Source organism: Burkholderia sp. E168m23 (assembly GCF_016586125.1).
Classification (GTDB): domain Bacteria; phylum Pseudomonadota; class Gammaproteobacteria; order Burkholderiales; family Burkholderiaceae; genus Burkholderia; species Burkholderia orbicola.
Genome location: NZ_BCPP01000096.1, coordinates 1 through 12,167, shown reverse-complemented (window position 1 = coordinate 12,167; position 12,167 = coordinate 1). Strand labels below are relative to the sequence as shown.

Below are 12,167 nucleotides of genomic sequence, written 5' to 3'. Positions count from 1 at the left end.
CCGCTGGTCAGCTTCTTGACGACGCCGCCCTTGAAGTCGCGCAGCTTGTCGAGGTCGACTTGGGGCTTGCCGAACGTGATGCCGTGCGACGCGAGCGCTGCGGCTTCCTCGACGACCAGCGCCGTGTGCAGCAGCGCTTTCGACGGGATGCAGCCGACGTTCAGGCATACGCCGCCGAGTGTCGAATAGCGTTCGATGAGCACCGTCTTCATGCCGAGGTCGGCGGCGCGGAACGCGGCCGAGTAGCCGCCGGGGCCGGCGCCGAGCACGAGCATGTCGCACTCGATGTCGGCTGAGCCGCCGTAGCTGCCGGCTTGCGGCGCCGGAGCGGCAGCGGCTGCGGCTGCGGCCTGTGCCGGAGCCGCAGCCGGTGCCGCGGCCGCGACGGGCTTGGCGGGCTCTGGTGCTTTCGCCGGTGCGGTGGCGTTTGCGGACGCTTCGACGAGTGCGATCACGGTGCCTTGGGAGACTTTGTCGCCGGCTTTGACTTTGATTTCCTTGATGGTGCCTGCGATGTGGCTGGGCACTTCCATGGATGCCTTATCGGATTCGAGCGTGAGGAGCGTTTGCTCTTTTTCGATCACGTCGCCGGGTTTGATGTTGACTTCGATGACATCGATGCCGTTGAAATCGCTGATATCTGGAACTTTGACTTCGATGAGACTCATGTACGTCCCCTTCTTGTTGGCTACGGAGAGAGGGAATGGAAACTCGCGCGATGAACCGGCCACGGCCTGACAAGAGAACGCGAACCTGGGCAGAACCACCTTTGCTGTCCGCCCAAGGACGCGCCTTTCTTTTGGTTACTTTTCTTTGGAAGACAAAGAAAAGTAACCGCCGCCCCGCGCAGGGGCGACGCTAGCAGACCGTATGCAAAACAGGTTCAACGACAGTACGGGGCGCACCGACAAAAACGCACGCCCCCGCGAGCCCCTCTTCTCATCAAAGAATGATGCGACGGAAATCCGCGAGCAACGCGCCAAGATAAGCATTGAACCGCGTGGCTTCGGCGCCATCGATCACGCGATGATCGAACGCCAGGGAAAGCGGCATCGTCAACCGCGGCACGAACTGCTTGCCGTCCCACACCGGCTTCATCTGCCCGCGCGACAACCCGAGGATCGCCACTTCCGGCGCGTTGATGATCGGCGTGAAGTGCGTGCCGCCGATCCCGCCGAGCGACGAGATCGAGAAGCAGCCACCCAGCATCTGATCGGGCTTGAGCTTGCCGTCGCGCGCGGCCTTCGACAGCTCGGCCATTTCCTTCGCGATGTCGACGAGGCCCTTCTTGTCCGCATCGCGGATCACCGGCACGACCAGACCGTTCGGCGTGTCGGCCGCGAACCCGATGTGGTAGTACTGCTTGAACACCAGGTTGTCGCCGTCGAGGCTCGCGTTGAAGGTCGGGAATTTCTTCAGCGCGGCCACCACCGCCTTGATCACGAACGCGAGCATCGTGAACTTCACGCCCGCCTTTTCGTGCTCCTTGTTCAGCTGCACGCGCAGCGCTTCGAGCTCGGTGATGTCCGCTTCGTCGTTGTTCGTGACGTGCGGGATCATCACCCAGTTGCGATGCAGGTTCGCGCCCGAGATCTTCTTGATGCGCGACAGCGGCTTCGGCTCGAACGGGCCGAACTTCGCGAAGTCGACCTTCGGCCACGGCAGCAGGTTCAGCTCGCCGCCGCCTGCCGGCGCGGCTGCCGCGCCCGGCGCCGCGCGCTGGCCCGACATCACGCCCTTCACGAAGCCCGTGATGTCGTCCTTGGTGATGCGGCCCTTCGGGCCGCTGCCCGACACGCGCGCGACGTCGACGCCGAGCTCGCGCGCGAACTTGCGCACCGACGGCGATGCGTGGCTGGCGCGAGACGGCTCGCCTTCGCGCGCCGGCGCGTGATGCAATGGCGCGGATGCGGAGTTCAGTTCGGGCGCCGGCGCAAGCGCCGGCACCAGCCCTGTCGCGACATTCGCCGACGGACACGCGAGATCGCGCGCAGCCGAGGCGGCCGGAGGCACAGGCGCCGCGTCGTCCTGCCGCTCGCCGTCGCTGTCGAGCAGCGCGATCAACGTGCCTTGCGACACCGTCTCGCCGACGGCGACCTTCATCTCCTTGATCACGCCAGCGGTGGGACTGGGCACATCCATCGTCGCCTTGTCCGACTCGAGCACGACGAGCGACTGCTCCCGTTCGACGCGTTGTCCGACTCCCACCAGAACTTCGATCACGGGGATGTTCTTGTAATCGCCGATATCCGGCACTTCTATTCGTGTCACCCGCACATTCGTCTCCAACAGCAAGCATTTCAACAGTCAACGCCCCCTCTTCATCAGGTCGGACGCACTTGATTCGATCGGATTTCCCGCGATGGACCGATGGACGCGCAAGGCCTTCGAGCAGCCACTTCGCGCGCCGCTCGCACGACGCTCACCGGTCAACGGGTGCTAGACCAGCCAGGGTTCGGTCAGCCCGGTTCCGCTTCGCCCGTATCGGTCGATCGCCTGACGCACGACGTCAGGGTCCTGCCGGCCCTCGTCGACGAGTGCTTTCAGCGCGGCGATCACGATCGACGCACGGTCCACTTCGAAGAACGCACGCAACGCCGCACGTGTATCGCTGCGCCCGAAGCCGTCGGTGCCGAGCACGACGTAGCGGGACGGTACATACGCGCGGATCAGCTCGGGCACGGCGCGCACATAGTCGGTCGCGGCGATCACCGGTCCACGTGCGGCGCCCAGGGCGGCCGTCACGTAGGGCACCGCAGGCTCGCCGTGATCCAGTAGCCGCTGCGCACGCTCCGCGGACACGCCGTCGCGATGCAATTCGGTAAAGCTCGTCACGCTCCAGACGGCCGCGTCGATATTCCAGTCGTCTTTCAACATCCGTGCCGCGGCCTGGACCTCACCGAGAATCGCGCCCGAGCCGAGCAACTGCACCTGCGCGATCTCGATCTGCGCGGGCTCCAGCACGTACATCCCCTTGAGCACGCCGCTACGGACGCGATCGAGATCCGCTTCAGTCAACGAACGTTGTGCGTAGTTTTCGTTGGTGACCGTCATGTAGTAAAAGACGTCGCGCTGACGCGCGATCATCTCCTGCATGCCCTCGTCGACGATCATCGCCACTTCGTACGCGAAGGCCGGATCGTACGCGCGGCAGTTCGGTATCGTCGAGGCCGCGAGGTGGCTCGTGCCGTCTTGATGCTGCAGACCTTCACCGCCGAGCGTCGTCTTGCCGGCCGTCGCGCCGATCAGGAAACCGCGCGCGCGCTGATCGGCAGCCGCCCAGATCAGGTCGCCGATGCGCTGGAAACCGAACATCGAGTAGTAGATATAGAACGGCAGCATCGTCAGATCGTGCACGCTGTATGACGTCGCCGCGGCAATCCACGACGACACCGCGCCCGCCTCGGAGATGCCCTCTTCCAGAATCTGGCCGCCGGTATCCTCACGGTAATAAAGCATCGAACCCATGTCTTCCGGCTCGTACAGTTGACCGAGCGGAGAATAGATGCCGATTTGCCGGAACAGATTCGCCATGCCGAAGGTGCGCGCCTCGTCGGCGACGACGGGCACCACACGCGGCCCCAGCTCGGCGTCCTTCAACAGGTTGCCGAGCATGCGCACGAACGCCATCGTGGTCGACATTTCCTTGTCGTTGGTATCGAGCGCGAATCGTCCCCACGACGACATCGCGGGCACGGCCGGCGCGTGCGACGCCGCTGTGCGCCTGCGCGGAAGGTAGCCGCCCAGCGCCGCACGGCGCGCGTGCAGATACTGCATGACGGCACTGCTTTCGTCCGGCTTGTAGAACTTGAGTTGTTCGACATCGTCGTCGGAGAGCGGCAGGCGAAAGCGGTCGCGAAACGCCTTCAACTGTTCGATGTCGAGCTTCTTCTGCTGATGTGTGGTCATGCGCCCCTGGCCGATCGAGCCCATGCCGAAGCCCTTCATCGTCTTCGCGAGAATCACCGTAGGTTGCCCGCTGTGTTTCGACGCCTTGTCGTAGGCAGCGTGCAATTTGCGCACATCGTGGCCGCCGCGCCGCAGGCGGTCGATATCGTCGTTGCTCAGATGCGCGGCGAGTGCGGCCAGTTCGGCGTTCTGACCGAAAAAGCGGTCACGATTGTAGGCACCGTCGTTGGCGGAAAAAGTCTGGAACTGGCCGTCCACGGTGTGCGCGAACGCGCGCAACAGCGCCCCACTGCGATCGCGTGCGAACAGGGGATCCCAGTCCGAACCCCACAACACCTTGATGACGTTCCAGCCCGCCCCCGTAAACTGCGCCTCGAGTTCGTCGATGATGCGGCCATTGCTGCGCACCGGTCCGTCGAGCCGCTGCAAATTGCAGTTGATCACGAACACGAGATTGTCGAGCCGCTCGCGCGCGGCCAGCGACAGCGCGCCGATCGCCTCGGGTTCGTCCATTTCGCCATCGCCGAAATAGCCCCACACCTTGCGGCCTTCCGTGCGTTGCAGTCCGCGGTTCTGCAGATAGCGCATGAAGCGCGCCTGGTAGATCGAGTTGATCGGCCCAATGCCCATCGAGCCGGTCGGGAACTGCCAGAAGTCCGGCATCAGCCACGGATGCGGGTAGGAACACAGGCCCGCACCGGTGATTTCCTGTCGGTAATGCTCGAGATGCGCTTCGTCGAGAAAACCTTCGAGGTAAGCCCGCGCGTAAACGCCCGGCGCGGAATGGGGTTGAAAATAGACGAGATCGCCACCGTTGGCATCGTTCGCGCCGCGAAAGAAATGATTGAAGCCCACTTCGAACAGGTCGGCCGCCGACGCATAGCTGGCAATATGCCCGCCGAGTTCACCGTAGGCGCGATTGGCCCGCACGACCATGGCCAGCGCATTCCAGCGCAGCGCGGCGGCAAGCTTTTCTTCGATATCGAAGTCTCCCGGATACGGCGGCTGCTGAGCGACGGCGATCGTATTCACGTAGGGCGTGACATTGAGGCGCGCCGTTGCGATACCGTTGGACGACGCGTGGGCCGCGAGCCGATCGAACAGGTACTGAGCCCGTTCGGCACCGGCATGCCGAACCACGCCATCGAGCGCATCGAGCCATTCGGCGGTTTCGAGTGGGTCGTCGTCGACTTTCGTCTGGCCCAGGGAAAGGATCGAGGGTGTCCCCGTCGATAAGTCGGTCATCTTGCAACTCCGTAAAAGCAATGCGAGTTCAGTGGCGAGTGCGCAAAGATTACGGGGGATGCCGCAGAATGTGTGGTCGTATTGAAGGCCGCCAAAGCGGTATCGGCTGCAGTGTCTTCTGCGGAATGCGCGATCTACAGCATTTCTATTCGATGCGCGCGGTCTCGCATGGAGAACCCGGCGTCACGGGCGGGAAAATGGGCGAAGGCGCGGCTTCATGCATCGCCCACAACGTCCGCTGCGCCATCCGCTCGGTCGTCCATCTCGGTCGCAGCCGCCGGCGCGAGCCCGGCCTCCGATTGCGTGCGAGCCAGCGCGGCGAAATAGCGGCCTGGCGAATGCCCGAGCGCTTTCTTGAACATGGTGATGAAGGCGGTTACCGACTCATAGCCGAGCTCGTCCGACACGCGTTGCACGGAAGCGCCGCCGGCAAGCTCGCGCACCGCAACGAGCAGTTGCAACTGCTGCCGCCAGCGGCCGAAGGTCAGTCCCGTTTCACTGACGACGAGTCTTGCCAGCGAACGCTCGCTCATGGCGAGACGCTTCGCCCATTGCGCGACGGTGCTGCGATCGCCGGGATTGGCGTTCAATGCGTCCGCCATCTGCCGGATGCGCGGATGATCCGTAACCGGCAGATAGAGGCGCTCGACCGGCATCAACGTCAGCTCATGCAACAGCACGCGCGCAAGCCGGTCGGTATGGCCGCCCTGCTCGTAGTCGAGCGGCGCACCGGCCAGATGCAGAATCATTTCGCGCAGCATCGGCGAAATGGACAGCGTGCAGCACTCCGTCGGCAAGTCGACGACACCGGGCTCGGCGAACAGATAGCAAAGCCGGGCATTGGGTGTCGCATGGTTACTGTGCGGCATCTCGCCGGGAATCCAGACGCCGCATTGCGGCGGGACGATCCAGAACGCGCCCGCGACCCGGCAGGTCACGGCGCCGTGCAACGCCAGCACCAGCTGCCCCTTCTGATGCTTGTGAACCGGAATTTCGGCAGCATGCTCGTCGACGTGCATGCACATCGCTACCGCCGGCCGATCGATCGCGTCCGGATCCGCAAAATCAGGAAGGCTAACGTAACGGTTCATATCGGGCATTCTAGCGACATGTTGAAATTGTGGCGAACGATGCGAAGCATAAGCAGGCACAGCCGCATCACGTGCCACGCTGGAATGGCGCCACGACTTCATTGCGCGAGACCGCCCCTTCCCGGACGCCCGACGTCCGGGCTCGCGCGTGAGCGGTTCGACGGTGTCGATGCCCATGCAGTCCGGTTCGGCCCCGATTGTGCTTCGTACATGGGCTGTGGCGCGTCACGTGCACGCTCGACGAGCCGGGCGAACCCCACGATGGCGTCGAGCAGATCGGCGTGGACGGCACCGCGAAGTTCAGCGGGCCACCGACCGCGAATTACGCTTCGATCGACCGCTCTCACCGCACAATCTGCCGAACGGAGCACCGCCGCGGCAACACAAGAATAATAAATACTGCCTGGACTGCGGCAATATTTCTCCGTGCAATCAAGATGACTTCACGATCCCGGCGCCCCGGATTTCTTCAAACGCAATGAAATACGGAGCGACGGAATAATAAATCAAGCGAGACAGTTTTTTCACACCAATACCGAACGGACGATGGCGCCGCACCATTGTGCATGGCGCTCGCCCCGTTCGGGACGGGACGGCACGGTCGTCGATCGAATCCGCCGGGCCGCCGCATTTGCATCAACAATCAGCTTCGTAAATTTATCAAGTATTCGTCGCATTAATCGTCGATTCTTCAATCCCATTTTAATGGCACCGAATGCTCGCCCATTCGCGCCACCACCTTTAACCCGGCAAGAAAATGCAATACCCGAAGTAAAACCTTTTCTTTTAACGCGAGGAGAACGATGTGGAAATACGGAAAATCAACGTCTACGACATCATCGACAGTCGCAGAATCGGCAGGAGGCAGTATTTCATCGTCGCCTTCTGCGCGCTGCTGATGCTTTTCGACGGCTTCGACACCCAGGTCATCAGCTTCATCGTGCCCGTTCTCGCGAAAGAATGGCAACTGCCCAAGGCGGTATTCGGCGCGATTTTTTCAGCGGTGTTCTTCGGGTTGCTGATCGGCAATTTCGGCATTCCGTTCGCGACCCGACGCTTCAGCACGAAGAAGATCGCTTTCGTGGCAACCGCTGCTTTCGGCCTGTTCACCGTCCTGACCGTCTTTGCCACCAGCGTGCCGCAGCTGATCGCCTTGAGGTTCCTCACCGGCATCGGGCTCGGAGCGGCCACGCCTTGCGCGGTGGGCCTCGTTTCGGAATTCAGCCCGAAGAGAACCCGCGCGACTTTCGTCATTCTCGTCTACATGGGATATGCGCTGGGGTTCATCTTCGCGGGCATCTGCAGCAGCGCGTTGATCCCGCGGTTCGGCTGGGAAGGCCCACTGTGGCTGGGCGGGCTCGCGGCAGTCGGCTTGACGGTGTTGCTCGTCCCGCTGCTGCCGGAATCCGTGGCCTACCTGTCGGCGAACGCGCAGCCCGGTGAATTGCTTCGTGCAACCAAGCGCCTCTTTCCCGATTTCACGCTGCAAGCGGACAGCGAACTGGTCACTCACGAAGAGAAGCCGGCAGACGCAAGTGTGCTCGGGTTGTTCTCCGCACAATTCCGCGTGGGGACATTCCTGCTGTGGGCCGTATTCGCCATCAACCTGGCCGCGTTCTATTTTCTGCAGAGCTGGCTGCCGACCGTTCTCGCGTCCATCTCGTTCCCACCCGCGCTCGTGGTCTGGGCGACCATCACCGTGATCATCGGCGGCATGGTGGCCAGTCTGCTGATGGGACCCATCATGGATCGCACGAGCCCTTACAGAATTCTGTCCGCGGTCTACGTCGGCGGCGCCGTGTCGATGTACGCAATCTCCATCGCGATCGGCTCATCGCATCTCGCTTTACTCACGACGATCTTCTTTTGCGGCTTTTGCATCAGCGGCGGACAAACCTGCGCGATCGCGTTGTGCACGCTGTTCTATAGCCCGGAATTGCGCGCCCCGGGCGTCGCGTGGGCCTACGGATTCGGTCGGCTCGGCGCCGCGGGCGGCACTTACCTCGCGGGCGTCCTGTACGCGAACAACTGGAGCGTCGACGCGATGTTTCGCGTGGCAGCCGCGCCAATCCTCATTGCAGCGGCTTGCGTGGCGCTGATGGGCGCTTGCTATGGCCTGACGAAGAACGGCCTGAAGAAATCCTTTTCGGCCTGACCGGTACCGCTCGCTGAATCGATGAACGTCAAGTGAACCGTTCTTTTGTATGGCCTTTTGATTGCGGAGATCTCATGAAAACCAAAAAAATCGAAATCATTGTCGGCTCGCTCGTGGGGCTGGCCAGTTCCGTCGCGCATAGCCAGAGCAGCGTCACACTCTATGGCGAGATCGACAACGGCATTCATTACCAGACCAACGTAGGCGGCGGCAAAGCCGTCTACATGGACTCGCTGGACGGCATCGACGGCAGCCGCTGGGGGCTGACCGGCAAGGAAGACCTGGGTGGCGGTCTCAAGGCGATTTTTACGCTCGAGTCCGGCATCAACGTGAACAACGGACAGTTTGCCCAGGGCGGCACGGCGTTCGGCCGGCAGGCTTTCGTCGGACTGAGCAGCGACACTTACGGCTCTCTCACCGCCGGCCGTCAATACGACATGGTGTGGTATTTCCCCGAGTTTCTTGCCGGATCCGCGGCGGTTGGCGACCTGCCGAGCGCGCATCCGGGAGATTTCGACAACACCAGCAACAGCGTGCGATTCAACAACTCCGTGCGCTACATGAGCCCGGACTTCCGCGGCTTCTCCTTTGGCGTCGAATATAGCCTTGGCGGCGTACCCGGCGACTTCACGTCGATGTCGGGCTATTCGCTTGGAGTCGGTTACACACACGGTCCGCTTCAGATCGGCGCGGCGTTCGATTACTTCAAACACCCGACCTCGACGCCAGGCAACGGATGGTTCACCAACTATGCAAGCGGCTTCAATCTGCTGGCCTCCTCTCTGAACTCGGCCTATCAGGTCGCGCAGGCCTATCAGGACGCCGTCATCGCGGCGGCCTACACGATCGGAAACGCGACGATCAGCGCATCGTATTCGAACGTTCAATACGCCAATCTCGGTGCGGGGTTCATGAACGGTACCGCCGTCTTCAACAACTACGACATCGGGTTGAACTACCGTGTCACGCCGGTCTTTTTCGTCGGCGTCGCGTACGACTACATGAACGCGCGGAGCGTCACGACGGCACAAGGCAATGCCGTCGGCAACCAGCACTACAATCAGGTGGCGTTCACGCTGGATTATCTGCTGTCGAAGCGTACCGACGTGTACTTCTCCGGCGGCTGGCAGCGCGCTTCGGGCACATCGTCGACGGGCGCGCCAGCCGTCGCCAACATCGGCGGCTCCGGAGATTCGTCGAATAACCACCAGATGGTTTATCGGCTCGCTATACGACATAAGTTCTGAGCGTGGCTCGCCCTGGAGCCTACATGACGATGCAGCGATATTGCAGCGCCAGCATGCGGACGCCAGGGTCATTGTTCAAGGCTGCTGGTTCGACGCCTGCAAGGATGGCGTCGCCACCGCGCCTGCATCGCGGACATCCCGATTCCGGCGAGCCTGCGCCATATCGGGCGGATAGGTCCGCTGCCTGGGCGAGTGAGTCGAAATCCAGCCGTCGCGTTCTGCCTGAACGAGTTCGGCCCGCACTTCGGCGCGCGTCTTTCCGCTCGTGACCACGGCCGCGGCGCAGCCCGCATCGACTACACCGGCGCTCGCGGCAAACGGGATGCACGTGACGAACCAGAGTATCGCTGCAATTGTCGTGCGCATGAGAATCTCCTTCCTTGTGAGGCCGTGGCGCCGCGCTCAGACGAAGCCATACATGGTGAACAACATGACGTACGGGATCTGCTGTCCCGCCGAATTGCAGACCATGACGTCGGCCCTCTGAATGGCGCACGCGGACACGATTGCCTTTGCGACTTTCGAAATGACAAGTTTCATGATGATTAACTCCCCAATCTGACCCGACCTTACGGTCGATCTCTCGGCAATCCGTCGATGGTGCTGAGCAGCGCTCGAAGCGCTGCATCATGGGTTCATGACGCATCGCGGCCATCGACATCGCACAACGCTTGTTCACTACCGGGTCGAAGCACGGGAACCCGGCACGTCGGTGCTTTGAAGCGTCTGCGTGATGCGTACTTTATCGACATCCAGCCAGCATGAATTTGTGGAAGATGACAACGCATCTGCAAAAACTGCCAGAGTTTTGCTGATGCACGATGTCCTGTCGGCGGTCCATTGCCGAACCGCGCGCCGATTCGAGGCGGTCGTTCGGAGACAGCGCCAAATGCCGGACGATCGGATCGGGATCGACTTTCATCTGCTTCGCCTGATCGTCGTCGAGCCGTCGGCCAAAGCAAAGTCGTCAACGTTCGCGAAGTAAAAATGTCACTTCAGACGTCGATACGGGGCATGCAGATTGCATGGACGAGCCTGACCGAGGCCCCACACGATGCACCTCGCACGCGCGAAAGCGCGGCGACGTGCATACTGGCGTGGCTCGCTCCACCCGCCGCTTGCGGCCGTATCGCAAGAGCATCACCACGAGGAGGCTCACGCATGACGACGCCGTTCGAACCGGGCGACCATGTCCGCTGGAATTCCGAAGCCGGTTACGTGACCGGCACGATCATCGCGGTGCACACGCAGGATTTCGACTACAAGGGCCATCGTCATCGCGCGTCGCCCGACGATCCCCAATACGAAATCAAAAGCGATCGCACCGACCACATCGCCGCGCATCGCGGCCGCGTGCTCGAACGCGTCGCCGGCAAGGAGCGCACGTGACGCTCCCGTTCTACACGATCGGCCATTCGAACCGCACGCTCGACGAACTCGTCGCGATGCTGCGGGCCGTCGACATCACGCTGCTCGTCGATATCCGCAAGATGACGCGCTCGCGCACCAACCCGCAGTTCAACGAGGCAACGCTGCCCGACGCGCTGGCCGCTGCCGACATCGGCTACGAGCACATCGCCGAGCTCGGCGGGCTGCGCGGCAAGTCGCGCGACGTGCCCGACGCACTCAACGGCTTCTGGACGAACCGCAGCTTCCATCGGTACGCCGACTACGCGCTGTCGCCGGAATTCCGCGCCGGCCTCGCGCGGCTGATCGCGCTCGGGGAGCAGCAGCGCTGCGCGCTCATGTGTTCGGAGGCCGTCTGGTGGCGCTGTCACCGGCGTATCGTGTCCGACTACCTGCTCGCGCGCGGCGAGACGGTGCTGCACATCATGGGCCTGAATCGTGTGGAGCCGGCGCGCATCACGGCCGGCGCGACGGTCCGCGATGACGGTGCGATCGTCTATCCGGACGCCGACGGCGATACGCAGGAAGATGCCGCGGCGCAATCGAACGAATGACCGGGCGTCGGCGCTGCCCGCGCCGGCTGGTTGACGCCGTTGGTTGACGCCGTTGGGTGACGCCGTTGGGTGACGCGGTTGGTTGATGCGACGGGTTGACACGACCGGTTGACGCAGCCGGCCGATGCGCCGCCGCACGGCGGCCGCCCGTGCGCGTCTGAAACGGAGCGCACGCACCGCCTTTGCGCGGACGCGATCCTGCATTACCATCGGGCCACCTTCGCGCTCGCGCTCGCCGCCGGCGCGCCCTGCCACGCTACCCTTCCTGCGCACCGATGCTCGTCCTCATCATCCTCGCCGGCCTGTGGGCCGGTCTCCAGAATGCCCTCGCGGGTGGCGGTTCATTCGTCACGCTACCGGCGCTGATCGTATCGGGGATGTCGCCGCTCGCGGCCAACATCACGTCGACGGTCGCGCTGTTTCCCGGCCAGGTCACGACCGGCTGGGCAAGCCGCAAGATGGTCCGCGGCGCAGGCACGCTGTCGTTTCGCGCGCTGTTCGTGATCAGCGTGATCGGCGGCGCGCTCGGCGGGCTGCTGCTGCTCAAAACCGCCGTCGT

At 62.8% G+C, this 12,167-nt stretch carries 11 protein-coding genes; 5 read left to right on the top strand and 6 right to left on the bottom strand.

Translation table 11 applies throughout. The features are described from left to right. The 4 genes from JMF90_RS07870 to JMF90_RS07855 form a co-directional block, all read right to left on the bottom strand. Positions 1 to 668: biotin/lipoyl-containing protein (locus JMF90_RS07870; protein WP_201325022.1), on the bottom strand; the 668-nt coding region annotated here is incomplete at its 3' end. A gap of 274 nt (positions 669 to 942) precedes the next feature. Beyond that, a complete protein-coding gene (gene aceF, locus JMF90_RS07865; protein WP_201317175.1) occupies positions 943 to 2,304 on the bottom strand; it encodes a dihydrolipoyllysine-residue acetyltransferase in 1,362 nt (453 codons plus the stop codon). 135 nt (positions 2,305 to 2,439) lie between these two features. Further along, complete coding sequence (gene mdeB / locus JMF90_RS07860; protein WP_011694457.1) at positions 2,440 to 5,154, bottom strand: alpha-ketoglutarate dehydrogenase; 2,715 nt, start codon at positions 5,152 to 5,154, stop codon at positions 2,440 to 2,442. A 215-nt stretch (positions 5,155 to 5,369) separates the two neighbouring features. Then, positions 5,370 to 6,347: a helix-turn-helix domain-containing protein gene (locus JMF90_RS07855; RefSeq protein WP_011548540.1), complete on the bottom strand. Its 978-nt coding sequence runs from the start codon at positions 6,345 to 6,347 to the stop codon at positions 5,370 to 5,372. A 703-nt stretch (positions 6,348 to 7,050) separates the two neighbouring features. On the opposite strand from JMF90_RS07855, the gene JMF90_RS07850 reads away from it, so the two are divergent. Together JMF90_RS07850 and JMF90_RS07845 are read left to right on the top strand one after the other, a co-directional pair. After that, a complete protein-coding gene (locus JMF90_RS07850) occupies positions 7,051 to 8,400 on the top strand; it encodes an MFS transporter (RefSeq protein ID WP_011694456.1) in 1,350 nt (449 codons plus the stop codon). Positions 8,401 to 8,474: 74 nt separating this feature from the next. After that, positions 8,475 to 9,647, top strand: coding sequence for a porin (locus JMF90_RS07845; protein ID WP_011548543.1), 1,173 nt, complete (start codon positions 8,475 to 8,477; stop codon positions 9,645 to 9,647). 75 nt (positions 9,648 to 9,722) lie between these two features. Here JMF90_RS07845 and JMF90_RS07840 read toward each other — a convergent pair whose 3' ends face one another. Both JMF90_RS07840 and JMF90_RS07835 read right to left on the bottom strand, forming a co-directional pair. Further along, positions 9,723 to 10,013 carry a DUF4148 domain-containing protein gene (locus JMF90_RS07840; protein WP_011548544.1) on the bottom strand — a complete coding sequence of 97 codons (291 nt, stop codon included), beginning with the start codon at positions 10,011 to 10,013 and terminating at the stop codon, positions 9,723 to 9,725. Between the two features lie 376 nt (positions 10,014 to 10,389). Further along, positions 10,390 to 10,569 carry a hypothetical protein gene (locus JMF90_RS07835; protein WP_124675975.1) on the bottom strand — a complete coding sequence of 60 codons (180 nt, stop codon included), beginning with the start codon at positions 10,567 to 10,569 and terminating at the stop codon, positions 10,390 to 10,392. A 239-nt stretch (positions 10,570 to 10,808) separates the two neighbouring features. Here JMF90_RS07835 and JMF90_RS07830 point away from each other — a divergent pair, with 239 nt between their 5' ends. The 3 genes from JMF90_RS07830 to JMF90_RS07820 form a co-directional block, all read left to right on the top strand. Beyond that, positions 10,809 to 11,036 carry a DUF2945 domain-containing protein gene (locus JMF90_RS07830; protein ID WP_011548546.1) on the top strand — a complete coding sequence of 76 codons (228 nt, stop codon included), beginning with the start codon at positions 10,809 to 10,811 and terminating at the stop codon, positions 11,034 to 11,036. Then, positions 11,033 to 11,608 (top strand): DUF488 family protein, encoded by a 576-nt coding sequence (locus tag JMF90_RS07825; RefSeq protein ID WP_011548547.1) that lies wholly within the window; start codon positions 11,033 to 11,035, stop codon positions 11,606 to 11,608. Before JMF90_RS07830 ends, JMF90_RS07825 begins: the two co-directional genes overlap by 4 nt. A gap of 275 nt (positions 11,609 to 11,883) precedes the next feature. Next, positions 11,884 to 12,167 (top strand): TSUP family transporter (locus JMF90_RS07820; protein ID WP_201325021.1); only part of this gene is annotated, 284 nt, incomplete at its 3' end.

Bases quoted from the DNA above. Each gene is read 5' to 3' on its own strand.
- JMF90_RS07830 (WP_011548546.1), top strand. From the start codon at position 10,809: ATGACGACGCCGTTCGAACCGGGCGACCATGTCCGCTGGAATTCCGAA.
- mdeB (WP_011694457.1), bottom strand. From the start codon at position 5,154: ATGACCGACTTATCGACGGGGACACCCTCGATCCTTTCCCTGGGCCAG.
- JMF90_RS07855 (WP_011548540.1), bottom strand. From the start codon at position 6,347: ATGAAGTCGTGGCGCCATTCCAGCGTGGCACGTGATGCGGCTGTGCCT.
- JMF90_RS07840 (WP_011548544.1), bottom strand. From the start codon at position 10,013: ATGCGCACGACAATTGCAGCGATACTCTGGTTCGTCACGTGCATCCCG.
- JMF90_RS07845 (WP_011548543.1), top strand. From the start codon at position 8,475: ATGAAAACCAAAAAAATCGAAATCATTGTCGGCTCGCTCGTGGGGCTG.
- JMF90_RS07835 (WP_124675975.1), bottom strand. From the start codon at position 10,569: ATGAAAGTCGATCCCGATCCGATCGTCCGGCATTTGGCGCTGTCTCCG.